A 25,547-nucleotide genomic window follows, 5' to 3' on the forward strand; every position below is an offset into this window, starting at 1 on the left:
GGATCAGAAGAAGCCCTGCGCGTTGTCCGAGTAGCTCTGCAGGATGTTCTTCGTCTGCTGGTAGTGATCGAGCATCATCTTGTGGTTCTCGCGCCCGATGCCCGACTGCTTGTACCCGCCGAAGGCCGCGTGGGCCGGGTAGGCGTGGTAGTTGTTCACCCAGACACGACCGGCCTGGATGTCCCGCCCTGCACGGTAGGCCGTGTTGGCGTCACGCGACCACACCCCGGCGCCGAGTCCGTAGAGGGTGTCGTTCGCGATGCTCATGGCGTCCTCGTAGTCGTCGAACCGCGCGACCGAGACGACCGGCCCGAAGATCTCCTCCTGGAAGACCCGCATCTTGTTGTTGCCCTCGAACACGGTGGGCTGGATGTAGTAGCCGCCCGAGAGGTCCCCGCCGAGGTCGGCCTTCTCGCCGCCCGTGAGGATCTTCGCGCCCTCCTGGCGACCGATGTCGATGTAGGACAGGATCTTCTCGAACTGGTCGTTCGAGGCCTGGGCGCCGATCATCGTGTCGGTGTCGAGGGGGTTGCCCTGCTTGACCTGCTCGGTCCGCTTGACGGCCTGGCCGAGGAACTCGTCGTAGATGCCGCCCTGGATGAGCGCCCGCGACGGGCAGGTGCAGACCTCGCCCTGATTCAGGGCGAACATCGTGAAGCCCTCGAGCGCCTTGTCGTAGAAGGCGTCCTGCTGCGCCGCGACGTCGTCGAAGAAGACGTTGGGGCTCTTGCCACCGAGCTCGAGGGTGACCGGGATGAGGTTCTCCGAGGCGTACTGGGAGATCAGCCGCCCGGTGGTGGTCTCTCCCGTGAACGCGATCTTGCGGATGCGGCTCGACGAGGCCAGCGGCTTGCCCGCCTCGACCCCGAAGCCGTTCACGATGTTGATGACGCCGGCCGGGAGCAGGTCGGCGACGACGTCCATGAGGACGTGGATCGAGGCCGGGGTCTGCTCGGCGGGCTTGAGGACCACCGCGTTGCCGGCCGCGATGGCGGGCGCGAGCTTCCAGATCGCCATGAGGATCGGGAAGTTCCAGGGGATGATCTGCCCGACGACGCCCAGGGGCTCGTGGAAGTGGTAGGCGACCGTGTCGTTGTCGATCTGGGAGAGGCCGCCCTCCTGCGCCCGGATCGCCCCCGCGAAGTAGCGCAGGTGGTCGATCGCGAGCGGGATGTCCGCCACGAGGGTCTCGCGGCAGGCCTTCCCGTTCTCCCAGGACTCGGCGATGGCGATCATCTCGAGGTTCGCCTCGATGCGGTCCGCCATCTTGTTCAGGACGTTCGCGCGCTCGCCGACGGAGGTCCTGCCCCACGCCGGGGCAGCGGCCTCGGCGGCGTCGAGGGCCTTCTCGATGTCGTCGGCGGTGCCGCGCGCGACCTCCGTGAACGTCTGACCCGTGATCGGGGTCGGGTTCTCGAAGTACTGGCCCTTCGCAGGCGCGACGTACTCGCCGCCGATGAAGTGGTCGTAACGGGGCTTGAAAGTGACGACCGAGCCGTCGGTGCCCGGGGCCGCGTACGTGGCCATCTGTGTACCTCCACATGCTGGGTGACGTGATCGCGGACACTAGGGACGCGGGGGTTGCACGGGCGTTGCAACCGCAGATTCGGGCGCCTCGTGCGAACGGCACCGCGTGCGCGGCTTCGATGAAGGGTTGCCTCACCAGCGGCGATGCAGCACTCTTCTCGGAGGGACACCCGTGTCCCCGGTGGGACGCCGACGTGCCACGACGGCACCGGTCCCGCCTCCCGTTCCACTGGTGGGGGCGCCGATGCCGGAGCGCGACGGCGATGGCGGGCGCCCCGCGACGGGCACCGCGACCGGCGACCCGATCGAGCGCGGCCGGCTGCTCGAGAAGGTCCGGGACGCCGTCCTGTCCGGCAGCACGGGCCCCGCCTCGCCCCGCGACGTGGTGTCGGCGTCGTGGCGCCGCTCGCTCGACGCGCACGTCGACCCGGACCACGGGCGTCCCCGTCACGTCTTCGGCGCCGACGAGCTCGACGAGGTCCGCGGCAGCCACGTGCTCGCCCCCGCGCTGCCCGTCCTGCGGCGCACCCTGCTCGACGCGGCCGACGAGGCCGTCCACATGATGATCGTGACCGACGCACGCGGGCACATCCTGTGGCGCGAGGGCAACACCGGCGTGCTGCGCCGCGCCGACGACGTGGCCCTGGTCGAGGGCACGCGCTGGAGCGAGGACTCGATCGGCACCAACGCCATGGGTACGGCGCTGGCCGACGGGCGCGCGGTGCAGATTCACTCGGCCGAGCACCTGGTGCGGCTCTACCGCGCGTGGACGTGCGCCGCGGCCCCGATCCACGACCCCGACACGGGCGAGGTGATCGCGGCCGTCGACCTCACCGGCCCGCTCACGACGTTCCACCCCAGCACGCTGGCGCTCGTGCGCGCCGCCGCCGAGCTGGCCGAGATGACGCTGCGCGCGCGTCTGGTCGAGCGCGACGAGCGGCTGCGGGCACGCAACGAGCCCCACCTCGACGGGCTGCGCGGCGAGCCCGGCGCCCTGCTCGCGCCGCGCGGCCGGGTGCTCACCGCCCGGCCGGACGGCTGGCTACCCGACCGCATCTCGATCCCCCGGGACGGCGACCGCGTCGACCTCGGCGACCGCGGCGAGGGCCTGCTCGAGCCGCTGGCCGAGGGCTGGCTGCTGCGCCTGGCGCCGCGCACCACGTCGCGCCCGACGCTCGCCCTGCCCTTCCTCGGCGCCGAGCGTCCCGTCGCCCGCCTCGACGGGCGCCCGGTGCGGATCAGCCTGCGCCACGCCGAGATGCTCGTGCTCCTCGCGCTGCACCCCGACGGCCTCACCGCCGACCAGCTCGCCCAGGCGCTCTACGGCGACGCCGGCAACCCCGTGACCGTCCGCTCCGAGGTCCACCGCCTGCGCGCCGCCCTCGGTTCCTGCGGCACGAAGCGCAGCGGAGCTGCCGCGCCGGAGGCCGGATACAGCATCATCAGCACCCAGCCCTACCGGCTGCGGGCCCGTGTGGACGCCGACTTCATCGACGTCCGCGCCGCCCTGCGCGAGCGCCGCCTCCCCCCACCCGACGTGCTGCGACGTGGCTGTCTGCTGCCCACCTCCGACGCCCCCGGTGTGCGCGAGGAGCGCGACATCATCGAGGTCGGCGTGCGCGGTGCGGTCCTGCGTCGTGGCGACGTCGACGCCCTGTGGGCGCTCGTCCGGACCGAGTCCGGCGCCGAGGACCCCGAGCTCGCCCAGCGCCTGCGCCGCCTGCTGCCCGACGGCGACCCGCGCCGCGACGAGCTCGGCGACCGCTCAGCCTGAGCACGCCCGTCCGGCGTCAGCCTCCGGTGCACAGGCTGCCGGTCGGCGACCCGGTACTGCAGGCTGGTGGCGTCGGTGCTGCCGTCACGGCCGATGCCGGCGTCGGCCGCTGCCGTCACCGCCGGGCAGGCCCCCGCCGATCGCGGGGGCGTGCCCCTCCCCGCGGAGGTGGTGGCTCAGGAGCGGGTGGCCCGCCGGGCGGCCCGGTCGTCGCGCCGCTCGCGCCACCGACGGTGCACCGTGCGCAGGCCGAGCAGGGTCAGGTCGGGCACGTGCTCGGTGACCGTCGCGCACTCGCCGACCACCAGCGGCGCCAGGCCGCCCGAGGCCAGCACGGCGACCGGCGCGCGCCCCTCGGGGTCGCGGCTGGTGATCTCACGGGCCACGCGGGTCACGAGGCCGTCGACCATGGCCGCGGCCCCGAGGACCAGCCCGGCCTGCATGCTCTCGACGGTGTTGCGCCCGAGCACGGAGCGGGGCACCGCGAGCTCGACCGGACGCAGCGCGGCGGCACGGACGGCGAGCGCCTCGGCGGACACGGCGACGCCCGCGGCGATCGCGCCGCCGAGGAACTCGCCGCGCGCCGACACCGCGTCCACCGTCGTCGACGTACCGAAGGTGACGACGACGCACGGCCCGCCGTGGCGCTCGTAGGCGGCGAGGGCCTGGACGACGCGGTCGGCGCCGACCTCCTTGGGGTTGTCGACGAGCAGCGGCACACCGGTGCGGACCCCGGGCTCGACCAGCAGGTGGTCCAGGCCCGCGAAGTGCCGGGTGACCATGCCCCGCAGCTCGCGCAGCAGCGCCGGCACCGTGGACAGGGCCGCCACCGCCGACACGTCACCGACCCGGGGGCCGAGCAGGCCGCGCACCAGCAGCGCGAGCTCGTCGCCCGTGGCGCGCGGCTCGGTGCGCAGGCGGGCGTCCCAGACCGCGGCGCCGGTCTCGTCGTCCGGGTAGAGGGCGAGCGCGGTCTGGGTGTTGCCGACGTCCACGCAGAGCAGCACGACGGCCGCGCCCTCCCCCCGGGTGCCGGGCCCTAGTGGTCGGCGGACAGCAGCGCGTCGAGGCGCCGGGCGTCGGTGGTCTCGGCGGGCTCGCGCCCTCCGCGACGGCTCGCCTGCTGCCGGGGCGGCGGCGCCGGCTCGGCGCCCCAGCTGTTGCCGACGGTGGTCATCGCGGGCCCGGCGACGGCCTCGCGGCGCGCGGCCGGGCGGGCCTCGGTGCCGGGGCGCAGCAGGGACGTCGTCGGCGCGGCGGCGGGCACCCGGGCCGGGTCGGCGCCGCGGTCGAGGACGCGGTTCGCCTCGTCGACGAACACGACGCGCGGCTGGTAGGTGCGGGCCTCCGCGTCGTCCATCACCCCGTAGGAGATGAGGATGACGAGGTCGCCGGGCGACACCAGGTGCGCGGCCGCGCCGTTGATCCCGATGACCCCCGAGCCGGCGGGGCCGGTGATCACGTAGGTCTCCAGACGGGCGCCGTTGGTGACGTCGACGATCGCCACCTGCTCGCCGGGGAGCAGGTCCGCGGCCCGCATGAGGTCCTCGTCGACGGTCACCGAGCCCACGTAGTGCAGGTTCGCGTCCGTCACCGTCGCACGGTGGATCTTGGACTTCAGCATCGTGCGCTGCACGTCAGACTCTCCTCACGACGGACACGGCGGCGTTGTCGATCAATCGGGTGCCCCCCGCGCGGGCGGCGATCAAGAGCCGCGCGTCCCCGATGTCGGGCGTCGGCCCGAGCTCGGGGTCGCGCAGCTCGACGTACTCCACGGACAGGCGCGGCTCGGCCTCGAGCACGGCCCGGGCGGCGTCGACGACGGCGGCCGCACCCTGCTCGCCCGCGTACATCCCCGCCGACAGTGCGGCCGAGATCGCCACCGAAGCGGCGCGCTCGTCCTCGGACAGGTAGGCGTTGCGCGAGGACCGGGCGAGGCCGTCGGGCTCGCGCACCACGGGGACGCCGACCACGTGCACGTCGGTGTTCAGGTCACGCACCATCCGGCGCACGAGCGCGAGCTGCTGCCAGTCCTTCTCGCCGAAGAACGCGACGTCGGGTCCGACGATCGCGAAGAGCTTGTTGACGACCGTGAGCACGCCGGCGAAGTGGCCCGGGCGGACGGCGCCCTCGAGCTCGTCGGCGAGCGGCCCGGGGTCCACGCGCACCCCGAAGCCGTCGGGGTACATGTCCTCGACCTCGGGGGCGAAGACCAGCTCGACGCCCTCCTCGCGGCACACCTCGAGGTCGGCCTCGAGGTCGCGCGGATAGCGGTCGAGGTCCTCGCCCGGCCCGAACTGGAGCGGGTTCACGAAGATCGACACGACGGTCGTGGCGCCCGGGATGCCGCGGGCGCGGCGCATCAGCTCGCGGTGCCCGTCGTGCAGCGCGCCCATCGTCGGGACGAGCACGACGCGACGGCCACCGCCGCGCAGCGCGCGGGTGACGCGGCGCAGGGCGTCCGGCTCGCGGTGCACCGTGAGCCGGTCCGCGTGGTACTTCGGCCGGGCGCGACCGACGAGGTCGTGCGTGCGCAGGCTGGAGGGCTTGGTCACGAGCGGGGCCTCTCGGCGAGGGCGTCCACCACGTCCTGCGCGGCGGTCGGGTCGAGCAGACCGCCGGCGCGGGCGCGCTCGGCGGTGCGCCGGGCCAGCGCCCGGTAGAGCCCCACGGCGTCGGGGGCCCGCTCCTGGAGGTGACGGACGTGGGTGGCGATCGTGCCGGCGTCGCCGCGCACCACGGGGCCGGTGAGCGCGCGGTCGCCGTGGCGCAGGGCATTGTCCAGGGCTGCGGACAGCAGCGGGGCGAGGACCCGCTCGGCGGGCTCGATGCCGGCGCCGGAGAGCAGGTCGGCGGCCTCGCGCACGAGCGTGACCAGGTGGTTCGCCCCGTGCGCCAGCGCCGCGTGGTACAGCGGGCGGGCGGCCTCGGGGATGCGCACCGGCTCGGCGCTCATCTCGACCACCAGCGCCTCGCCGACGAGCCAGGCGGCCTCCGCGTCCTCCCCCGGGCCCTCGGGGGCGGTGACACCGACGCAGGCGCCGGTGAGGCGCGCGACGTCCTCGGCCCGCCCGGTGATCGTCATCGCCGGGTGCAGCGCGATCGGCAGCACGTCGTGCTCGGCGGCGGGGGCCAGCACGCCGACCCCGGCCGCGCCGCAGGTGTGGACGACGATCTGGCCGGGACGCAGGCAGTTCGACGCCGCGAGGCCCCGGACCAGGCCGGGGAGCACGTCGTCGGGCACCGCGAGCAGCGCGAGGTCGGCGCGGCGCACGACCTCGTCGGGCGGGAGGATCTCGGCGCCGGGCAGGAGCTCCTCGGCCCGGGCGCGCGACGCGCGGGAGACCGCGGAGGCGGCGACGACCTGGTGGCCGGCGTTCGCGAGCGCGGCGCCCAGCACCGCGCCGACCCGTCCGGCGGAGACCACGCCGACCGCGAGCCGTGAGCCCTCACGAGGGGTAGGCGTCGGGACCGTGGACGGCTCCGGGGAGCCCTGCTCCCACCGCCCGGCGCCCCCGTCGGCGTCGGTGCTCACGCGCCACCTCACTCGTTCGGCTCGTTCCCGTCCCGCCAGCGCGGGTACCGGACGATCACTGGCACCCACGGTAGTCGTCGGGGGCGGCGACGGCCGCCGCGGTGAGCGGGTTCACGCCGCGCGGGGCGGTGGCAGCGAGGGCGTCCCCCGCTGCGCCCGGCGCAGCCGGGGTGACCCTCGCTCCCGGCGTCCCGGGCTCAGGCACCGGGCGGCCGCCCCGGTGGCCCGCCGGGCCAGGACGGGGGCGGGCCGACGTGTCCCTGTGTCGGCGCCCCCGCGAGGCCCTGGACGCCCGGCGCGTTGACCGCCGCGAGGCGGGCGCGCACGACGTTGTCGAGGAGCTCCGCGTGCCAGTCGGGCCGCGGCGGCAGGGCTCCCCGCTCGGCCCGGGCGCGCAGGAACGCGAGCTCGGTGACCGCGTGCTGGTAGTCCTCGACCGCCCGTGCCGCGGGCGCCCCGGCCCGCCGGTGCACCGCCGTACGCCAGCGCCGCCGCCCGGTGAGGCTGGAGAGCAGCGGAACCTCGCTGGGCGCGATCCATCCGGCGGCCGCGAACCCCGGCATCTGGCGGGCGAGCACCTCGCGCTCGCGGCGTCGCTGCCACACGACGAGCCCGATCATGCCGGCGAAGAGCGGGAGCATGATCAGCACGTAGACGCCGAAGAAGCCGGCGCCGAGCTGCGTCGACGAGTTCCAGAGGGCGTGCAGGATGACGGCGAGCACGTAGCCGCCGAGCACCGCGAGCGTCCCGACGACGCGCGAGCGCACCTGCGACGCGATGCCCACCCCGATGCCGATCATGGCCGTGAACAGCGGGTGCGCGAACGGCGAGAGCACCCCGCGCAGCACGAAGGTCGCGAGCACGGCGGTGGCCGGCGCGCCCTCGGCGTCGGTGAAGGCGCGCCCGAAGTAGATGATGTTCTCGGTGAACGCGAAGCCCGCCGCCGTGATGCCGGCGTAGACGACGCCGTCGACGATCCCGTCGAACTCCCGGCGCCGGACCAGCAGGAGCCCGACGACGAACGCGCCCTTGACGAACTCCTCGACCAGCGGGGCCGAGATCACCGCGCCGATCACGTCGCCCTGACCGCGGCCGAGCAGCAGCTCGGCGGCGATGATCGCGCTGGAGTTGATGACGACCGCGACGAGCGCCGAGAGCCCGGCACCCCAGAGGAACGCCCCGAGCAGCAGCCGCGGGGGCTCGGGCTCGAACCGGTCGATCCAGAGGAACGCCGCCACGACCGGCGCCACGGGCACCAGCGCGAGCACCACGCCGATGACGACGCCGACGACACCGATCTCGGTGCTCGCCAGTCCGACCGTCACGAGCCCGCACACGCCCAGCACGATCAGGCCGACGACAGGCCACACGAGCGTGCGGCGCTGCTGCGGCGCGAGCCGTACCGGAGGGGCGATCACTCTGCCGGAGGGTAACGACTCCTCCCCGGCGCAGCCCGCCCGACCGCCGCGTCAGGGCTCGCGGCGGCGCCTCCCGCCGGTGCGGCCGGTGGCGGCGTGGGCGGCCAGGAGCTCGGCGACGGTGCGCCCGCCGGAGTCGGAGTCGGTGGACCGGCGGGACGTCTCGTCCGGGCCTGCGCGGCGGCCGGAGCGCTCGTCGGGTCGTCCGGGACCCGGGTCCGCGGGAGGCTCGGCGGTGGGTTCGTAGCCCGCCGAGCGCACGTACTGGTCGACGAACGACCCGGTGGCGAGCAGCGACGGGTCGGCCGGGGTCGGCGAGGGGTCGGCCCGGGGCGGGGGTGGCGACACGGGCCGCGCCGTCACCGCGCGGCGACCGTTGGCGGCGCCGCCGGAGCGGGGCGCGGGCGCCACGGGGACCTCCGGGCGCAGGGGCGCGGGCGGCGGGACCGGTGGCGGGACGGCGGCGGACCGCCCGGCCGGGAGGGGCCCGGAGTCGCCGACGACCCGCAGGCGCGTGTCGCGGGACCGGGGCGCCAGGGGCTGCAGGGGCCGGGGCGGGACCGGCATCCCGACCGACCGGAGCGTGACGGCGTCGGCAGCGGTGTCGACGCGCATCCGCTCGAGCTGCTCGCGCAGGGCCGCCGCGTCCTCGCGGGCCTTCTCGGCCGCCCGCTCCGACTCCTCGCGCGCGGCCGCCTCGCGGGCCAGCTGCAGGTCGTGGTCGCGGCGCAGGGCGGCGAGCTTGTCCTCGGCCTCGTCCTGGGCCGCGGCGAGGTCGGCGGCGGCGGCGTGCGCCGCCTCGGCGGCTCCCGCCGCCCCGCGGGATTGGCGGGCGACGAGGATGCCGGCGACGACGGCGGCCCAGAGGGCGGCGACCACGCCGAGGCGCAGCCAGCGGGCGTCGTCGGCGAGCACCACCGCCGCGGCGGCCAGCGCCGCGAGCGTCGCCGCCGTGGCCAGCAGCGCCGCGCGACGGCGGTCGGGGCCGGCGCATCCGCGCAGCTCCCCGTCCGGGGTGCTCATCGCCGCAGGATAGCCCCGGGCCGGGACGGCCCTGGTCACCCGGCCGGACGAGCGCGTGGTCGCGACCGGCGACCGGTCCGCCGCCGCGGTCAGGGCCGCCGCCGATCCGCGTCGTCCCGGTCGTCGCCCTGGTCGTCGGGGATGCGCAGGCAGTACTCCAGCCAGAGGCCCGCGCCGAGCAGCACCGCACTGCCGACCACACCCACGACCGCGCTGGCGGTGTCCGCGCCCGCGGCGTCGACCTGGTCGCGCAGCGGGAGCACGTAGGCGAGGACGCCCAGCCACGCGCCGCCGAGCACCGCGCCGGCCACCGACGACGCCTTGGCCAGCGCGACCGCGCGGGCCGTGGCCAGCGCGTCGACCGGGCGCGAGCCGGGCCGGCGCCGGATGCGGGCGCGCAGCACCGCCGCGAGGACCAGCTCGGCGATGCCCAGCACGAGCGGGGTGAGCCCGGCGAGCAGGGGCAGCGGCGGCAGGTCGCCGTAGGCCACCTGCACCGCCAGGTTGACGGCCAGACCGACGGCGACCGCGGCGACCACCAGCAGCGACGGGCTCGTGCGCGTCCTCATCACGACACCAGCGCCGTCGGGTCGGGGCGCACCCCGTCGCGCTCGGCGGCGGGCAGCGCGGCGAGCAGGTCGGCGACCCGGCCGCGCCCCGCGATCCGGGCCTCGGGGTCGACGTCGAGCCAGGGCACGAGCACGAACGCCCGGTCCGCGGCACGCGGGTGCGGCAGCGTGAGCTCGGGGTCGGCGCTGGTGGTGCCGTCCACGTCGAGCACGTCGACGTCGAGCGTGCGCGGACCCCAGCGGACGTCCCGCGTGCGGCCGGCGCGGCTCTCGGCGGCCCGGGCCCGGGCGAGCCAGTCGCGCGGACGCGAGTTCGGGTCCTCGACGACGACGACGGCGTTGAGGAAGTCGTCCTGCTCCACCCCGCCCCACGGCGTCGTGGCGTAGACCGGCGACACCGCGACCACCCGAGCGCCCGCGGCGCGCAGGGTGGCCAGCGCGCCGCGCAGGTTCGCGGCGCGGTCGCCGATGTTCGAGCCCAGCGACAGCACGGCCCGGCTCATCCGCGCTCCCCCTCCCGGGACCGCCGCACCACCACCGCGACGTCGTCGAACGGCACGGTGATCGGGGCCTGTGGCTTGTGGAGTGTCACCTCGACGGCCGCGACCCGCTCGTCGTCGAGCACCCGCTGCGCGACCTCGGTCGCCACCGCCTCGATCAACCGCCGCGGCGGGCCGGCGACGACGGCCGCCGCGCCCTCGGCCAGCGCGCCGTAGTCGACGGTGTCGGCGAGGTCGTCGGACGCCCCGGCCTTCGCGAGGTCGACGTCGAGCACCAGGTCGAGGACGAAATCCTGCCCGTCCCGGCGCTCGTGCTCGAACACGCCGTGGTGCCCCCGCACCTGGAGGCCGCGCAGGGCGATGCGATCGCTCACGGCTCGATCTCCGCCGGCGAGGTCCCCCAGGACCACGCCGCCGCGACCGCCACGGCGTCCAGTGACGGGCCGACCTCGTGCACCCGCACGCCCCAGGCGCCGCTGGCGGCGGCGAGCGCCGAGACGGCCGCCGTCGCGATCTCACGGCCGTCGGGCGGGCGGGGCGTGCCGTCGTCGTCGGCGAGCAGGGCGCCGAGGAAGCGCTTGCGCGAGGCCCCGACGAGCACCGGGAAGCCGAGCCCGGTGAAGACCGAGAGCTTGCGCAGGATCTGCCAGTTGTGCGAGGCGGTCTTGGCGAACCCGAGACCCGGGTCGAGGACCAGCAGCGAGGGGTCGACGCCGGCGAGCACCGCGCGGTCGACCTGCTCGACCATCTCGGCGCGGACCTCGCCGATGACGTCCTCGTAGGAGGCGAGCTCGACCATCCGGTCGCTCGGACCGCGCCAGTGCATGATCACCCACGGCACGCCGGCCTCGGCCACCGTGCGTGCCATGTGCGGGTCGGCCAGGCCGCCGGACACGTCGTTGATCATGCTGGCGCCGGCCTCGACGGCCGCGGTGGCGACGGCCGCGCGCGTGGTGTCGACGGTGACCCGCACCCCGGCCGCCACGAGGTCCCGGATCACGGGCACCACCCGCGCGATCTCGGTGGCGGCGTCGACCCGTTCCGCGCCGGGCCGGGTGGACTCGCCGCCCACGTCGACGAGGTCGGCGCCGCGCTGGTGCAGGTCGATGCCGTGGGCGACCGCGTGGTCGCGGTCCAGCCAGCGACCGCCGTCCGAGAACGAGTCCGGCGTCACGTTGAGCACGCCCATCACCACGCACCGGCCCGGGTCGGGCAACCGGTGCGAGCGCGGCGGCTCGGAACCGCCGGGCACCCCCATCTCAGCGTCCCCGGATGAGGTTGAGGGCCTCCGCCCGGGTGCTGGCCGAGGTCTTGAAGCTGCCGCGCACGGCCGACGTGGTGGTGCGTGCCCCGGGCTTGCGGACGCCGCGCGACGACATGCACTGGTGCTCGGCGTCGATCACGACGAGCGCTCCCCGGGTGTCGAGACGCTCGGTCAGGGCGTCGGCGATCTGCGTGGTCAGACGCTCCTGCACCTGCGGGCGGCGGGCGTAGAGGTCGACGAGCCGGGCGAGCTTGCTCAGCCCGGTGACGAACCCCGTGGGGCCGGGGATGTAGGCGACGTGCGCGACACCGTGGAAGGGCAGCAGGTGGTGCTCGCACATCGAGAACATCGGGATGTCCCGGACGAGGACGAGCTCGTCGTGGTTCTCGGAGAAGGTGCGGTCGAGCACCGCCGCGGGCTCGGCGCGCAGCCCGGCGAACAGCTCCTGGTAGGAGCGCGCGACCCGGGCGGGAGTGTCCCGCAGGCCGTCGCGGTCGGGGTCCTCGCCGATGGCGAAGAGCAGCTCCCGCACCGCGGCCTCGGCACGCTCGGCGTCGAACGTCGGCCACTCCGGGGCCACCGCGGCCCCGACCGGCCCGCCCGCGCCGTCGTCGGTCGGGCGTACCCGGGACCCGTCGCGGTCGGTCTCCGGCTCGCCGTCCAGCTCCTGACTGGTCGTCACGTCTCCCTCGCGGTCTTCCTCGACCGGGCCGGCGGGCAGCCGGCCCTTGGCCCAGCGGTGGGGCCCAACGGTGGGCTCAGCCCTGGCCGCGCGGGGTGTCCCGTCCGTCCGTGCCGGACTGGCCGGTGGTGCCGTCGGACCCGTCGTGGCCCCAGCCCGTGGACGACGAACCGGTGTGCCGACCCTCCGGCCAGCCGTCCGACCGGCCCTCGCGGGTTCGGCCATCCGGGTCACCGTACGGGTTCGGCACGGATTCGCCCGCCGGGCGTGATGCGCCGTACTGGCCCGGGCCCTGTCCCTGCCCCGGACCGCCGGAGCGACCGGCTCCGCCCGGGTTCCACGTCGTGCCGTGCGGCACGGTCGCGGGCGTCCAGCCGGGAGGGGCACCGTAGTTCGGCGCCACCGACGACGGCTTGTCCTCGGCGGAGCGACGGCCGCCGCCGCCGTTCGAGCCGGCGCCGGCACCGGCACCGCTGCGGTAGACGTCCGGGATGCCCTGGGTGGGCGTGCCCTGGGGCGGGGTGGGCGACTGGCCCGCTTCCTGGGCCCGGTCGTGGGGACGGTCGTGGCCGTTGCCCGCGGCGTGGGCCCCGTAGGAGCCGTTCACCGCGGGCACCGCCGCGTGCCCGTTGCCGGCGACGGAGCCGACGGTGGCGGGCTCGGTGTCGGCGCTGCGCTGCTCGCCGGGCGGGGGCCACGGCTCGCCGCGCTCGGCGGCCTGCTCGCGTCGCGTCTTGATCGGCGGCCGGTCCGAGGGCACGCGCTCACCGAAGTCGTTGAACGCGGTGATGCGGGGCCGCTTGGTGACCGACGCGAAGATCCGCTCGAGGTCGCGGCGCTGCAGCGTCTCGTGCTCGATCAGCTCGCCGGTCAGCGCGTCGAGCGCGTCGCGGTGGACGTTGAGGATGTCCCACGCCTCGGTGTGCGCCGCCTCGATGAGCTTGCGCACCTCCTCGTCGATCTCGTGGGCGACCTCGAGCGAGTAGTCGGGCTGACGGCCGGCCGAGCGGCCGAGGAACGGCTCGCCCTGCTCCTGGCCGTACTTGACCGCGCCGAGCTTGGCGCTCATGCCGTACTCGGTGACCATCGCGCGGGCGATCTTCGTGGCCTGCTCGATGTCGGACGACGCACCGGTGGTGGGCTCGTGGAAGACGAGCTCCTCCGCCGAGCGTCCGCCCATCGCGAACACGAGGCGCGCCAGCATCTCCGAGCGGGTCATGAGCTCCTTGTCGTCCTCGGGGACGACGAGCGCGTGACCGCCGGTGCGGCCGCGCGGGAGGATCGTGACCTTGTAGACCGGCTCGATGTCCGGCATCGCCCACGCGGCCAGCGCGTGGCCCGCCTCGTGGTAGGCCGCGACCTTCTTCTCCTGCTCGGAGATGATGCGGCTCTTGCGGGCCGGGCCGCCGATCACGCGGTCGACCGACTCCTCGAGCGCGGCGCTGTCGATCTGCGTCTTGCCCAGGCGGGCGGTGAGCAGCGCGGCCTCGTTGATGACGTTGGCGAGGTCGGCGCCGGAGAACCCGACCGTGCGCTTGGCGAGACCGTCGAGGTCCGCCTCCGGGGCGAGCGGCTTGCCCGCGGAGTGCACCGCGAGGATCGCGCGACGGCCGGCGAGGTCCGGCGCGGCCACGGGGATCTGGCGGTCGAAGCGACCGGGCCGCAGCAGCGCCGGGTCGAGGATGTCGGGCCGGTTGGTGGCGGCGATGAGGATGATGCCGCCGCGGGCGTCGAACCCGTCCATCTCGACGAGCAGCTGGTTGAGCGTCTGCTCGCGCTCGTCGTGGCCCCCGCCCATGCCGGCGCCGCGGTGGCGGCCGACGGCGTCGATCTCGTCGACGAAGACGATGCAGGGGGAGTTCTGCTTGGCCTGCTCGAACAGGTCGCGCACGCGGGAGGCGCCGACACCGACGAACATCTCCACGAAGTCCGAGCCGGAGATCGTGTAGAAGGGCACGCCCGCCTCACCGGCGACCGCGCGGGCCAGCAGCGTCTTGCCCGTGCCGGGCGGGCCGTAGAGCAGGACGCCCTTGGGGATCTTCGCGCCGAGCTGCTGGTAGCGGGCCGGGTTCTGGAGGAAGTCCTTGATCTCGTAGAGCTCCTCCACCGCCTCGTTCGCCCCGGCGACGTCGGAGAACGTGGTCTTCGGCATGTCCTTGTTGAGCTGCTTGGCCTTGGACTTGCCGAACGACAGGACGCGGTTGCCCCCGCCCTGGGAGTTCATCATCCAGAACAGCAGCAGGAGCACCAGGCCCAGCGGGATCAGGTAGATCAACATCTGGGTCAGGATCGAGTCCTGCGTGACCCGGGTGTCGAAGCCCGACCCGGCCGGGTTCTCGCGGACCAGGGCGAACACCTGGTCGGTCGCGGCGGCGGGGTACTGCGCGTAGATCTGGTTGGTCGTCGTGGGCGCGGCGCCGTCGACGCCGGGCACCTGCACGGGGTTGGTCAGCGTCAGACGGAGACGCTGCTCCTTGTCCTCGATCGTGATCTCGGACGCGTTGCGGGCCTCGACCTGCTGCAGGGCGAGCGACGTCGGGGCCTCGGTGAACCCGCGGGTGTCGCTGAGCAGCGACGAGACCCCGAGGTAGACGAGGAAGAACACCACGATCCAGATGAGTGGATTGCGGAGAAGGCGCTTGCGGTCCATACGGTTGCGGCCTCCAGGCGGCCCTCGACCCTCCCCGGGTGGACCCTGCGGTCGGTGTCAGTCGTCTCGGCTCGGGGTCCGCCCACGCACGGACGTCCGTGGGGCCCTGATCTGCTCAATGTACCCCGCGGGCCCGACGGCGGTCCGGGCGCGCAAGACCCGGTGGCCGTCAGCGACGGCGGCGCGCGGTCCCGAACAGTCCGCGGGTGATCTCACGACCGAGCTGGCTGGCGAGGGAGCGGACGAAGGACTTCACCGCCGGGTTGGCCATGGCCTTCTCGACCATGCCCGGCCCCTCGTCCTCGGCGGGCGGCGGTGCCTGCGGCGGCGCCTCCTGCGGGGCCTGCTGCGGCGGCACCGGCTCGGCGGGCGGCGTGGCCGGCGCATTCGTCGCCCCCGTGCGAGCCGCGAGCTTCTCGTGGGCCGACTCGCGGTCGATGGGCGTGCCGTACTTCGGCCACAGCGGCGAGCCCTGGGCCGCCTCGGTGACCGCGGGCTCCCCGATCGCGGCCATCCGCGAGCGCGGCGCGCGGATCCGCGTCCAGGCCACGGGCGTCGGCGCCCCCCGCTCGGAGAGCACCGTGACGAGCGCCTCGCCGGTGCCGAGCGTCGTCAGCAGCTCCTCGATGTCGTAGACCGCGCTCTTCGGGTACGTCCGCGCCGTCTTCGTCAGCGCCTTCTGGTCGTCGGGGGTGAACGCGCGCAGGGCGTGCTGCACGCGCGCCCCGAGCTGGGAGAGCACGTCGTTGGGGACGTCGGTGGGCTGCTGGGTGCAGAAGAAGACGCCGACACCCTTGGAGCGGATGAGCTTGACCGTCTGCTCGATGCGGTCGAGGAACGCCTTCGAGGCGTCACTGAAGAGCAGGTGCGCCTCGTCGAAGAAGAAGACGAGCTTCGGCTTCTCGACGTCGCCGGCCTCGGGGAGCTCCTCGAACAGCTCGGCGAGCAACCACATGAGGAACGTCGAGTACAGCGTCGGGTCGGCCTGCTGGTCGGCGAGCTCGAGCAGCGTCACCCGCCCCGTGCCGTCGGGCTCGACGACGAGCAGGTCCTCCGGGTCGAACTCGGGCTCGCCGAAGAACTCGTCGCCGCCCCGGGCCTCGAGGTTCACCAGCGCCCGCAGGATGACCCCGGCCGTCGACGCCGAGACCCCGCCGATGCCCTTGAGCTCGGCCTTGCCCTCGTCGGAGATCAGGTACTGGATGACCGAGCGCAGGTCCTTGGTGTCGAGCAGCGCGAGGCCCTGGCCGTCGGCCCAGTGGAAGATCAGCCCGAGCGTCGACTCCTGGGTCTCGTTGAGCCCGAGCACCTTGGACAGCAGGATCGGCCCGAACCCGGTGATCGTCGCGCGGACCGGCACGCCGATCCCCCGCCCCAGCGACAGGAACTGCACTGGGTAGGCCGTCGGCGCCCAGTCGTCGCCGGTCTCGTGCGCGCGCTGGGTGACGCGGTCGCTCGTCTCGCCCTGGTGCGCCAGGCCCGAGAGGTCGCCCTTGATGTCCGCGAGCAGCACCGGGACCCCGGCCGCCGAGCACTGCTCGGCGAGGTTCTGCAGCGTCTTGGTCTTGCCCGTGCCCGTCGCGCCGGCCACGAGGCCGTGGCGGTTCAGCGTCGCGAACGGGATGCGGACGTGCGCCTCCGGCGCCGCGACGCCGTCGATCACGACGGCGCCCAGTTCGAGCGCACCGGCCTCGGTCGCGTATCCGGCGGCGATCTCTGCAGCTGCACCCTGGTCGGCCACGGGGGGAGGCTAGCGGGCTGCGGGGGCGCGGGGGTGTCTGAGCGGTGTGGAGCTCGCGGGGGTACGGGAGCGAGGGTCACCTCGAGTGCGTCCACCGCAGTCGAGGTGACCCTCGCGCCACCTCGGGTCGGCGGGCGGCGATGAGCGAGGGACGCCCTCGCTGCCTCCCACGCAGTCGGGGTGACCCTCGCTCCACCACCCCCGTGGAGCGCTCAGGACCCCGCGGGGACGTCCACGCGCACCGCGGTGATCGCGCCGTCGGCGCCGCGCTCGGCGTGCACCGTCACCTGCTGGCCGACGCGCAGGCCGGCCGGGCCGTCGGGGCGCGGGACGGCGACACCGGTGCCCGCCGTCGTGCGCAGCGGCGTGAGGGTGCCGTCGCCGGAGCGGACCGTGACGATCGGGAAGCCGCCGCCCGTCGGCTGGACGGACTCGACGACGCCGAGCAGGTCGGGCACCGAGCCGGGCCCGGTGTCCGGGGCCGTTGCGCGGCCGATGAAGGCCCCGAGCGCCAGGCACACGACCCCGCCGAGCACCAGGAGCAGGATCCGGGTGGACCGCGCGAGTCCGGGCCGCTGCAGTCGGGTCGCCAGGTCGACGTCGTCGACGGGGCGGTCGAGCACCGACGCCGCGTCGTCCTCCCGGGGCGTCCGCCGGGACTGCTGCGCAGGCCCCGACCGGCGCGCCGGGGGCGGCGGGACGGGGAACTGCTCGGTCGGCGCGGCGTCGGGCGTGTGCACCGCCGTGGGCGCGTCGGCGTCACGGGCGTCCCGGCCGTCGCTCGCGTCGCGGTCGTCCCGCGCCGGCTCGGTGTCCGTCGACGTCGCCTGGTCGGGGTCGGGCGGCTGGGTCACGGCTCCTCCTGGAGGTCCACGGGTGTCACTCCCGGCGCAGGGCGTCGATGGGCCGCAGGCGGGCGGCGCGGCGGGCGGGGTAGGCGCCGAAGAAGATGCCGATGGCGGCCGACACCGCGACGGCGGCCACCACCGCGGCGGGCAGGATCACCGGCCGGAAGTCGCCGAGCGGCACGAGCGTCCCGGCGTAGCCGACCGCGACGCCGAGGATGCCGCCGACCACGCTGAGGATGATCGACTCGACGAGGAACTGCCCGAGGATCGCCGACGGCGGCGCCCCGAGGGCCTTGCGGATGCCGATCTCCCGGGTCCGTTCCGTCACCGACACCAGCATGATGTTCGTGATCCCGATCCCGCCGACCACCAGCGAGATCGCCGCGATGGCCGCGAGCAGCAGGGTGAACGCGCCGAGGGTGTCGTCGAGGACGTCGGCGAGCTGGCGTGCACTGAGCACCTGGTAGTCGCGGTTGTCGGGCTGCTCGATCCCGTGCCGGCGGTCCAGGATGCTGTTGATCTCGCTCTCGGCGGCGGCCTGCGCCTCGGTGGACCGGGCCTGCACGACGATCTGACTCAGGTTGCCGAAGCCCGTCAGCGAGCCCTGCACCGCGGTCAGCGGGGCGAGGACGTTCTCGTCGGGGTTGGACAGCCCCTGCCCCTGGCCGGCGGGCGCCAGGGTGCCGATGACGAGGAACGGCACATCGTCCACCAGCACGTCCCGACCCACCGGGTCCGAGCCGACGCCGAACAGGTCGTCGGCGACCGTGCGGCCGAGCAGCACGACCTTGCGGCCCGCCTCGACGTCGGCCTCGGTGTAGAAGCGGCCGGTGCCCATCTGCACGTTGGCGCCCGAGAAGTAGGACGGGGTGCTGCCGAGGACGGTGACGTCGCTCGTGGCCCGGCCGGCGGTCGTGGTCGCCGAGAGCGTCACCACCGGGGATACCGACGCGACGTCCGGCGCGCCCTGCGGATCGGCGAGCGCCCGGGCGTCGGCCGAGGTCAGCGGGCGCCCGTCGGTGCCCGCGGTCTCGGGGGGCTGGCGCGGCAGGACCGTGATGCTGTTGGCGCCCAGACCCGCGATCTGGCTCTGGATGTAGACCGACGCCCCGTTGCCCAGCGCCGTCAGCAGGATCACCGCGGCGATGCCGATGATGATCCCGAGCATCGTCAGCAACGACCGCAGGCGGTTGGCGATCAGGCCGCGCACCGCGAAGCGGACGATCTCGACGACACTCACCGCCGCGTCGCCTCGGTGAGCCGCCCGTCGGTGACGACGACGACGCGCTCGGCCCGGGACGCGACCTCGTCGTCATGGGTGATGATCACGATGGTGCGGCCCGCCTCGTGCAGGCGGTCGAACAGCCCGAGCACGTCGGTGGTGCTCGCCGTGTCGAGGTTGCCGGTCGGCTCGTCGGCCAGCAGCAGCGCCGGGGTCGTGACGAGGGCGCGCGCCACCGCGACCCGCTGCTGCTGCCCGCCGGAGAGCTGGTTGGGACGGTGGTCGGACCGTCCCTCGAGCCCGACGAGCGAGAGCGCCGCCTCCGCACGCTCGCGGCGCACCCGCCGCCCGACACCGGCGTAGACCAGCGGCAGCTCGACGTTGGCGAGCGCCGTGGTGCGCGGGATGAGGTTGAACGCCTGGAAGATGAAGCCGATCTGCCGGTTGCGCAGCACGGCCTGCTGGCGCTCGTCGAGGTTCGCGACGTCCAGGCCCTCGAGCAGGTAGCGACCCGAGGTCGGTGCGTCGAGGCAGCCGAGCATGTTGAGCAGCGTCGATTTCCCCGACCCCGACTGGCCGACGACCGCGACGTACTCCCCGCGGCGCACGCTGAAGTCGACGTCCCGCAGCGCGTGCACCGCGGTCTCGCCCTCGCCGTAGACCTTCGAGAGGCCGCGGACGTCGAGGACGTGCTCGACCTCCCCGACGCCCTCGATGGCCGACACCGTCGTCACCCGCCCCCGCCGGAGCCGCCACCACCGTTGTTGTCGAGACGCGGCGGCGGCTCGCCCGGCGCGAAGGCGTTGCCGGTGTTCGGGTCGGGCAGGACGACGAGCTCGCCGGGCGCGAGGCCGGAGCGGATCTCGGTGAGCGTGTCCGAGCTCAGCCCCAGCCCGACGGTGCGGGCCTGCGGGACGCCGTCGGGCCCGAGGACCTGCACGGTCCCGGAGGTCGCGCTCTCCCCGCCGATCGGCGTCACGGCCACCGACGGGAGGAACGCGACGTTCGGCGACTGCGCGACGGTGACGGCGACGCTCGCGGACATCCCGGGCCGCAGGTTCGGCGGCGGGGTGGTGAGCGTGACGGCGGTCCCGTACTCGACCGAGGTGCCGGCGCCGGGCAGCAGGTCGACCGTGCTCACGGTGCCCGGCAACGACTGCCCGGGCAGCGCGTTCACCGAGACCGCCACCGGCTGCCCGACCGTCAGCCGCCCGACGTCGAGCTCGGGGACGTCCGCGCGGATCTGGAGGGTCGCGAGGTCGAGGACCGTCATCGCGGCCGGGGCCGTGGGCGACCCCGTGACCGACGCCGTCCCCCCGCCCGACTGCGCACCGGCCCCGCCCGAGGCCGCGCCGGCCGCCGCGGAGGCGCCGGCACCGGTCCCGCCGGCGGTGCCGTCGGGCAGCGTGCCGCCGGTCGGGTTGCCCGACGACGTCGAGCTGCTGACCGTGGCGCCGGCCGGCACGATCTGGCCGGGCCCGATGTCGAGGCTGACGACGGTGCCGTCCTGCGGGGACGACAGCTCGAGGTCGTCGGCGGACTGCTCGGCCTGGATGACCGACGCCTCGGCCTGCGCGAGCGCCGCCTCCGCCGAGGCCACGGCGCCCTCGGGGGTCGAGCCCCCGGCAGCGCCTCCCGCGGCGCCCGCGCCCGATCCGCCGGCTGCTCCGGACCCGGTGCTGCCGGTGCCCGGGGTGGGCGTGGGGGTCGGCGTCGGGGCGGCGGCCTTCGGTGGCGAGGAGAAGCCGTAGACACCGACCAGCGGGGCGTTCTGCTGCTGGGGCTGCCCACCCGGCTGACCCGGCTGGCCCGGCTGCCCCGGTGCCCCGCCCGGACCTCCTGCGCCGCCCGCTCCGCCCGGGCCTCCGGGTCCGCCGGCACCACCGGGTCCGCCCGGTCCCCCGGCGCCTCCTGGTCCGCCGGCGCCACCCGGCGCGGGGACCGGCTGAGCCGCGCCTGCTCCGGCGCCCGCCGGCGGCGTTCCCCCGCCGGCGGCGTCGTGCCGCCCGCGGCCGGCTGCTGCGCCGCGGGCTGTTGGGCCGGCGCGGCGGTGGTGGTCGGGTCGTCGCGCGCCTCGCGGGCGTCGCGCAGCTGCTGGCGGGCGGAGTCCCGCTGGGCGCGCGCGGCCTCGAGGTTCGCCTCGGCGTACTCCGGGTCGAGGGTGGCGACGACCTCGCCGGCAGTCACCGTGTCCCCGACGGCCACCCGGACGTCCTCCACGCGTCCGCCGGCGGCGAAGTTCAGCGTGGAGCTCCGGGCACTCGTCACGGCGCCGGAGGCGGTGACGGTCTCGGCGACCGTGCCGCGTCCCACCGGGGTGGTGCGCAGGCCGGCGTCGTCCGTGCCGCTCGAGGACAGGGCCACGACGGCGCCGCCCGCGGCGAGCAGCACGACCAGCACGATCAGCCCGTTGACGATCCACAGAGAGCGACGCCCACCGGCCATGTGGCGGACGTTATCCCGCCGTCACTCGACCCCGACGCCCGGGTCCGCACTGGGTGAGTGACGGTTCAGGCGTAGACGTGCGGATCGAGCGTGCCGATGTAGGGCAGATCGCGGTACCGCTCGGCGTAGTCGAGACCGAAGCCGACGACGAACTCGTTGGGGATGTCGAAGCCGATGTAGGCGACGTCCACGTCGAGCTTGGCCGCCTCGGGCTTGCGCAGGAGGGTCACGACCTGCAGCGACGCCGGACCGCGCGACTCCAGGTTCTTGCGCAGCCAGGACAGCGTCAGCCCCGAGTCGATGATGTCCTCGACGATCAGGACGTGGCGCCCGGAGATGTCGCGGTCGAGGTCCTTGAGGATGCGGACGACGCCCGACGACGACGTCGACGACCCGTACGAGCTCACGGCCATGAATTCGAGCTGGGTGGGCATCGGGAGCTTGCGCGCGAGGTCCGTCATGAACATCACGGCGCCCTTGAGCACCCCGACGAGGACGAGGTCCTGGTCGTGCTCGCCGTACGCAGCGCCGATCTCGGTCGCCAGATCGGCGATCTTGCTCTGAATCTGCTCCTCGGTGACCAGCACGGACGCGATGTCGCCGTCGTACACCGTTGTCGAGCTCCTCAGCGGATCGGTGGTGGGGCAGGCGCCGTACGGGCCGGAGCCACGCGCAGCCTGCCATGCGCCCGCACGACCTCCAACCCGCCCGGGAGGGGAGGTGCGCCCTGTCCGCGCCACCCCCCGACCAGGGCGTCGACGGCCCGGAGATGCGCGTCACTGAGCTCCGCGACCCCGGCGTCGTCCAGCCACGCCCGCAGCACCCGGCGCCGGATCGCGGGCGGGTCGGCCGCGAGGGCGACCGCGTCGAGGGCGCCGTCGTCGTCGACCAGCTCGTGACGACGCCCGTGGGCCAGGGCGGTGAGCGCGGCGTCGTCGTCGGCGAGCTGGGCGGCGGTGCGGGCGAGCGCCGGCGCCACGCCCCCGGCCAGCACGTCCTCGAGCAGGGGAAGGACCTCGTGGCGCAGCCGGACGCGGGTGTAGCGCGGGTCGGCGTTGTAGGGGTCGTCCCACACCACGAGGCCGGCGGCGGCGCACGCCGCGCGGGTCGTCGCGCGCCGCACGCCCAGCAGCGGGCGGCACCACGGCGGGTCCCACACGGCCATGCCCGCGAGCGAGCGCGCGCCCGACCCGCGGCCGAGTCCCAGGAGCACCGTCTCGGCCTGGTCGTCGAGCGTGTGACCGAGCAGCACGGGCGCGTCCCCGTGCTGCTGTGAGATCGAGCGCAGCGCCGCGTACCGGGCCGCGCGGGCGGCGGCCTCGGGCCCGCCGGCGGTGCCCACCTCGACGGCGACGACGTCGGCGCGCGCCGCCCCCAGGTCGCGGAGCTGCGCCGCCGTCCGGGCCGCGTGCTCGTCCGAACCGTCCTGCAGGCCGTGGTCGACGACGACCCCGAGCACCGGGCCCGGCGCGACGTGGACCGCCGCGGCGGCCAGCGCGAGCGAATCCGCCCCGCCCGAGCAGGCGACGGTCGCCGCGAACGGGGAGTTCGTGCGCGTAGAAGCAGCGAACGGGCCGTTCGCTGCGTCAGGCAAGGCGGCCAGGGCCTCGCGCACCGCCCGGCGGACCTCGGCGACCGGCTCCGGGACGCGCACGAGCGGGGCGTCAGCCGTGGACGCGGGCGAGCCAGGCGGCGGGGTCGGTGATCTCCGCGCGCCGCGGGAGGGTGTCCGGCGAGGTCCAGACGGCGTTGAGACCGTCGAGCCCGACGGCGTCGACGACGTGGTCGACGAACACCCGGCCCTGCTCGTACTGCTTGATCTTGGCGTCGACGCCCAGCAGCGTGCGCAGGAGCCGGTCGACGAGGCTGCCGCCCCGGCGACGGGTGGTGAAGCGCGCCCGGATCGTGGACACCGACCCGACGACCTCGGGGCCGACCGCGTCCATCACGTGCTCGGCGTGGCCCTCGAGCAGCGTGGTGAGGGCGAGCAGCCGGTCGAGCACCTCGCGCTGCTCGGGTCCCTGGAACATCTCGACGAGGGCGAGACCGTCCTTCGGCGGGTCGCGGCGCACGGCCTTGACGATCTCGGGCAGGCGGTCGACGGCGCCCGACGCGGTGCGGTCGAAGCCGCCCGCGAACACCGCGACCTCGGAGCGGAAGTGGTCGCGCAGCCAGTCGACGGCCGTGAACTGGAGCCGGTGGGTGGCCTCGTGCAGGCAGACCCACAGGGCGAAGTCCTCGGCGTCCACGTCGAGCGCGCGGCGCGCGGCGACGACGTTGGGCGCGACGAGCAGCAGGCGCCCGGCCTTCTCGGGGCCGCCGAACGGGTCGTACTGACCGAGCACCCGGCTGCCGAGGAACGCCAGCAGCGTGCCCATCTGCAGCCCGGCCGCCGAGCGCGTGACGCGGCCGAACGCGTCGCCGACGAGGCCCTCCGGCGCCCGTGGCCCGGGGGTGTCCTCGAGCAGCGTGGCGATGCCGTCGACCGCGGAGCGGATCCAACCGGGCCGGTCGACGACGTCGGCCTCGGGCACCGGCAGGCCCGCGCCGAGCCCGGTGAGCGCCCGCACGTGACCCTCGCCGACGCGGGCGCCGTCGCGCAGCCGCGTGACCTCGATGGCCGCCTCCTCGGGCGTCACCGACGGCCCCGCGGAGACCAGGCGCGCCCCGGTGGCGGCGGCGAGGTCCCAGTCGACGGGCAGCCCCGTCGGGGGCGCGGAGGTCAGCTCGGCGGTCACGGCTCCACCGTACGTCGCGCCCTCCCCCGGCAGCGGGTCCCTCAGCGGCAGCCGCAGTCGTGCAGCGCCGCGGCCAGCGCGTCGAGGCGCGGCCGGGCGCTGCCCGGGTCGACGCCGTTGCTCATGAAGGAGAAGACGAGCACCCGCCCGTCGGCGGTACCGACGACGCCGGCGAGCGCGTTCGCGGCGGTCAGCGTGCCGGTCTTGGCGCGGACCCAGCCGCGGCCGTCGGCCGCCGGTGTCCCGGGCGTGTACCGGTCGGCGAGCGTGCCCCCGCCCCCGGCGACGGGCAGCCCGTCGAGCAGCGGCCGCAGGGCGGCGGTGCGCGGGTCGGTGCCGACGGGGGCCGCCGCGGGCGCGAGCACCCCGGACAGCGCGGTCGCCGGCACGCGGTCGTTCACCGAGAGCCCGCTGGTGTCCGCCAGCGTCACCCCGGTCGTGTCGATCTGCGCCTCGCCGAGCACCTGCGTCACCGCCCGGGCCGCGCCGTCGAACGTCGTGGGCAGGCCGACCGTGCGGGCGACCTCCCGGCCGAGGGCCTCGGCGAGCACGTTGTCGGAGTTCTGCAGCGCCGTGCGCACGAGCTCGGTGGCCGGCGGCGAGACGACCTGCCCGAGCACCGGCGCACCGGGGGGCGCGGTGCCGACCGTCGCGGTCGGGGCGGTCCCGCCGGCGGCCAGGCGACGGCCGAGCTCGCGGGCGGCGTCGGTGGCCGGCGTCGAGGTACGCGGGATGTCGAGCTGGGTCGGGTCCGAGCGCCCGCCGTCGAGCATCACCGGCACGATCGGCGCGACGAAGCCGCCGGCGACGTCGGTGGGGTCCCAGCCCGGGGCGACGCCGTTGCCGCCCCCGTTCTCGTAGCGGGAGACGTCGACGTAGACCCGCTTGGTCGCCGGCTGTCCGGCGCGGGCGGCGGTCACCGCGGTGACGAGGTCGTCGAGACGCGCCGCGTCGGGGTACACGGTCCGTTGCCCGGCCGGCAGCGACGACAGCGTCGGGTCGCCGCCGCCGACGAGCACGACGGAGTCGGGGGTGGGCCCGGCGACGACCGTGGTCGTCCAGCGCATCGTCGGGTCGAGGCGCAGCAGGGCGGCCGTGCCCGTGAGCAGCTTCGTCACCGAGGCCGGGACCTGGGGCTCGGAGGAGCGCCGGTTCCACAGGGTGGTGCCGGTCGCGGGGTCGACGACGGCGCCGGTGAGGTCGCCGAGCGCGGCGGCGCGGGTGTCGAGCGCCGTCGCGAGCCCGGCCTCGGTCGGGACCGGGGCCTCGGCGCCGGCGGCGGCCAGGCGCAGGCGGGGGGTCGAGGGGTCCGGTGGCTCGGCGGCCTCCCCGCCGAGCAGCGACACGGGCAGCCCCACCGACCGCGCGAACGAGGGCGCCTGCAGCGCCGTGCCCACGCCGAGACCGGCGAGCAGGACGAGGACGACCGCGAGCGCGAGGAGCGCCGGGATCCACCGGCGACCGGCGGATGACGTCGCGGGATCCGCGCGGTGACCGTCGCCGCTCACGCCGCGGACCCCTCCTCACCTGCAGTTCACCCCACCCCGGACGAGGGGGAGGTCACCACGACGGGGTGACGGTGCACCCCGGTCGGTACCCCACACTAGAGGC

23 protein-coding genes are annotated in these 25,547 nt (G+C 75.4%); 1 reads left to right on the top strand and 22 read right to left on the bottom strand.

Features of this window, described 5'->3' with window-relative positions:
* Positions 1-3: 3 nt before the first annotated feature.
* A complete protein-coding gene (exaC, locus tag OG774_RS16175) occupies positions 4-1,527 on the bottom strand; it encodes an acetaldehyde dehydrogenase ExaC (protein WP_328302232.1) in 1,524 nt (507 codons plus the stop codon).
* A 232-nt stretch (positions 1,528-1,759) separates the two neighbouring features.
* On the opposite strand from exaC, the gene OG774_RS16180 reads away from it, so the two are divergent.
* Entirely contained in the window at positions 1,760-3,301 is a 1,542-nt protein-coding gene (locus OG774_RS16180; RefSeq protein WP_328302233.1) for a helix-turn-helix domain-containing protein, read from the top strand.
* A gap of 176 nt (positions 3,302-3,477) precedes the next feature.
* On the opposite strand, the gene OG774_RS16185 is transcribed toward OG774_RS16180, so the two are convergent.
* From OG774_RS16185 to dacB, 21 genes are all read right to left on the bottom strand, one after another.
* Positions 3,478-4,308 carry a type III pantothenate kinase gene (locus OG774_RS16185; RefSeq protein WP_328302234.1) on the bottom strand — a complete coding sequence of 277 codons (831 nt, stop codon included), beginning with the start codon at positions 4,306-4,308 and terminating at the stop codon, positions 3,478-3,480.
* 32 nt (positions 4,309-4,340) lie between these two features.
* On the bottom strand, positions 4,341-4,937 hold the full coding sequence (gene panD / locus OG774_RS29840; RefSeq protein ID WP_442873882.1) for an aspartate 1-decarboxylase: 597 nt from the start codon (positions 4,935-4,937) through the stop codon (positions 4,341-4,343).
* A 1-nt stretch (position 4,938) separates the two neighbouring features.
* A complete protein-coding gene (gene panC, locus OG774_RS16195; protein WP_328310984.1) occupies positions 4,939-5,838 on the bottom strand; it encodes a pantoate--beta-alanine ligase in 900 nt (299 codons plus the stop codon).
* Positions 5,839-5,852: 14 nt separating this feature from the next.
* On the bottom strand, positions 5,853-6,836 hold the full coding sequence (locus OG774_RS16200) for a Rossmann-like and DUF2520 domain-containing protein (protein ID WP_328302235.1): 984 nt from the start codon (positions 6,834-6,836) through the stop codon (positions 5,853-5,855).
* A gap of 197 nt (positions 6,837-7,033) precedes the next feature.
* Positions 7,034-8,254, bottom strand: coding sequence for a PrsW family intramembrane metalloprotease (locus OG774_RS16205; RefSeq protein WP_328302236.1), 1,221 nt, complete (start codon positions 8,252-8,254; stop codon positions 7,034-7,036).
* A gap of 51 nt (positions 8,255-8,305) precedes the next feature.
* Positions 8,306-9,277, bottom strand: a complete 972-nt coding sequence (locus tag OG774_RS16210) for a DUF6779 domain-containing protein (protein ID WP_328302237.1) — start codon at positions 9,275-9,277, stop codon at positions 8,306-8,308.
* Positions 9,278-9,366: 89 nt separating this feature from the next.
* Positions 9,367-9,846 (bottom strand): DUF3180 domain-containing protein, encoded by a 480-nt coding sequence (locus OG774_RS16215; RefSeq protein WP_328302238.1) that lies wholly within the window; start codon positions 9,844-9,846, stop codon positions 9,367-9,369.
* Positions 9,846-10,349: a 2-amino-4-hydroxy-6-hydroxymethyldihydropteridine diphosphokinase gene (folK, locus tag OG774_RS16220; RefSeq protein ID WP_328302240.1), complete on the bottom strand. Its 504-nt coding sequence runs from the start codon at positions 10,347-10,349 to the stop codon at positions 9,846-9,848. Before folK ends, OG774_RS16215 begins: the two co-directional genes overlap by 1 nt.
* Positions 10,346-10,720: a dihydroneopterin aldolase gene (gene folB, locus OG774_RS16225; RefSeq protein ID WP_328302242.1), complete on the bottom strand. Its 375-nt coding sequence runs from the start codon at positions 10,718-10,720 to the stop codon at positions 10,346-10,348. Before folB ends, folK begins: the two co-directional genes overlap by 4 nt.
* The gene (folP, locus tag OG774_RS16230) at positions 10,717-11,604 is read right to left on the bottom strand and encodes a dihydropteroate synthase (protein WP_328302244.1); all 888 of its coding nucleotides are present in this window, start codon (positions 11,602-11,604) and stop codon (positions 10,717-10,719) included. Before folP ends, folB begins: the two co-directional genes overlap by 4 nt.
* 1 nt (position 11,605) lies before the next feature.
* Complete coding sequence (gene folE / locus OG774_RS16235; RefSeq protein WP_328310985.1) at positions 11,606-12,190, bottom strand: GTP cyclohydrolase I FolE; 585 nt, start codon at positions 12,188-12,190, stop codon at positions 11,606-11,608.
* Between the two features lie 178 nt (positions 12,191-12,368).
* Positions 12,369-14,942 (bottom strand): ATP-dependent zinc metalloprotease FtsH, encoded by a 2,574-nt coding sequence (gene ftsH, locus OG774_RS16240; protein ID WP_328302246.1) that lies wholly within the window; start codon positions 14,940-14,942, stop codon positions 12,369-12,371.
* Between the two features lie 169 nt (positions 14,943-15,111).
* Positions 15,112-16,683, bottom strand: a complete 1,572-nt coding sequence (locus OG774_RS16245; RefSeq protein WP_328302248.1) for a helicase HerA-like domain-containing protein — start codon at positions 16,681-16,683, stop codon at positions 15,112-15,114.
* A gap of 212 nt (positions 16,684-16,895) precedes the next feature.
* Positions 16,896-17,537 carry a hypothetical protein gene (locus OG774_RS16250; protein ID WP_328302250.1) on the bottom strand — a complete coding sequence of 214 codons (642 nt, stop codon included), beginning with the start codon at positions 17,535-17,537 and terminating at the stop codon, positions 16,896-16,898.
* A 25-nt stretch (positions 17,538-17,562) separates the two neighbouring features.
* The gene (locus OG774_RS16255; RefSeq protein WP_328302252.1) at positions 17,563-18,771 is read right to left on the bottom strand and encodes an ABC transporter permease; all 1,209 of its coding nucleotides are present in this window, start codon (positions 18,769-18,771) and stop codon (positions 17,563-17,565) included.
* Positions 18,768-19,478, bottom strand: coding sequence for an ABC transporter ATP-binding protein (locus tag OG774_RS16260; protein ID WP_328302254.1), 711 nt, complete (start codon positions 19,476-19,478; stop codon positions 18,768-18,770). The genes OG774_RS16255 and OG774_RS16260 overlap by 4 nt, the downstream gene beginning before the upstream one ends.
* 5 nt (positions 19,479-19,483) lie before the next feature.
* Positions 19,484-20,353: an efflux RND transporter periplasmic adaptor subunit gene (locus tag OG774_RS16265; RefSeq protein WP_328302256.1), complete on the bottom strand. Its 870-nt coding sequence runs from the start codon at positions 20,351-20,353 to the stop codon at positions 19,484-19,486.
* 910 nt (positions 20,354-21,263) lie between these two features.
* On the bottom strand, positions 21,264-21,809 hold the full coding sequence (hpt, locus tag OG774_RS16270) for a hypoxanthine phosphoribosyltransferase (RefSeq protein WP_274189970.1): 546 nt from the start codon (positions 21,807-21,809) through the stop codon (positions 21,264-21,266).
* Positions 21,810-21,823: 14 nt separating this feature from the next.
* Complete coding sequence (tilS, locus tag OG774_RS16275; protein ID WP_328302260.1) at positions 21,824-22,852, bottom strand: tRNA lysidine(34) synthetase TilS; 1,029 nt, start codon at positions 22,850-22,852, stop codon at positions 21,824-21,826.
* A gap of 10 nt (positions 22,853-22,862) precedes the next feature.
* Positions 22,863-23,936 carry a zinc-dependent metalloprotease gene (locus OG774_RS16280; RefSeq protein ID WP_328302262.1) on the bottom strand — a complete coding sequence of 358 codons (1,074 nt, stop codon included), beginning with the start codon at positions 23,934-23,936 and terminating at the stop codon, positions 22,863-22,865.
* Between the two features lie 41 nt (positions 23,937-23,977).
* Complete coding sequence (gene dacB / locus OG774_RS16285; protein ID WP_328302264.1) at positions 23,978-25,444, bottom strand: D-alanyl-D-alanine carboxypeptidase/D-alanyl-D-alanine endopeptidase; 1,467 nt, start codon at positions 25,442-25,444, stop codon at positions 23,978-23,980.
* Positions 25,445-25,547 lie beyond the last annotated feature (103 nt).

Origin of the sequence: Actinomycetospora sp. NBC_00405 (assembly GCF_036044095.1) — a bacterium.
Lineage (GTDB): Bacteria > Actinomycetota > Actinomycetes > Mycobacteriales > Pseudonocardiaceae > Actinomycetospora > Actinomycetospora callitridis.

Coding starts and splice junctions, on each gene's coding strand:
- folP (WP_328302244.1), bottom strand. CDS start 11,604: ATGGGGGTGCCCGGCGGTTCCGAGCCGCCGCGCTCGCACCGGTTGCCC.
- OG774_RS16215 (WP_328302238.1), bottom strand. CDS start 9,846: ATGAGGACGCGCACGAGCCCGTCGCTGCTGGTGGTCGCCGCGGTCGCC.
- folK (WP_328302240.1), bottom strand. CDS start 10,349: ATGAGCCGGGCCGTGCTGTCGCTGGGCTCGAACATCGGCGACCGCGCC.
- OG774_RS16210 (WP_328302237.1), bottom strand. CDS start 9,277: ATGAGCACCCCGGACGGGGAGCTGCGCGGATGCGCCGGCCCCGACCGC.
- ftsH (WP_328302246.1), bottom strand. CDS start 14,942: ATGGACCGCAAGCGCCTTCTCCGCAATCCACTCATCTGGATCGTGGTG.
- exaC (WP_328302232.1), bottom strand. CDS start 1,527: ATGGCCACGTACGCGGCCCCGGGCACCGACGGCTCGGTCGTCACTTTC.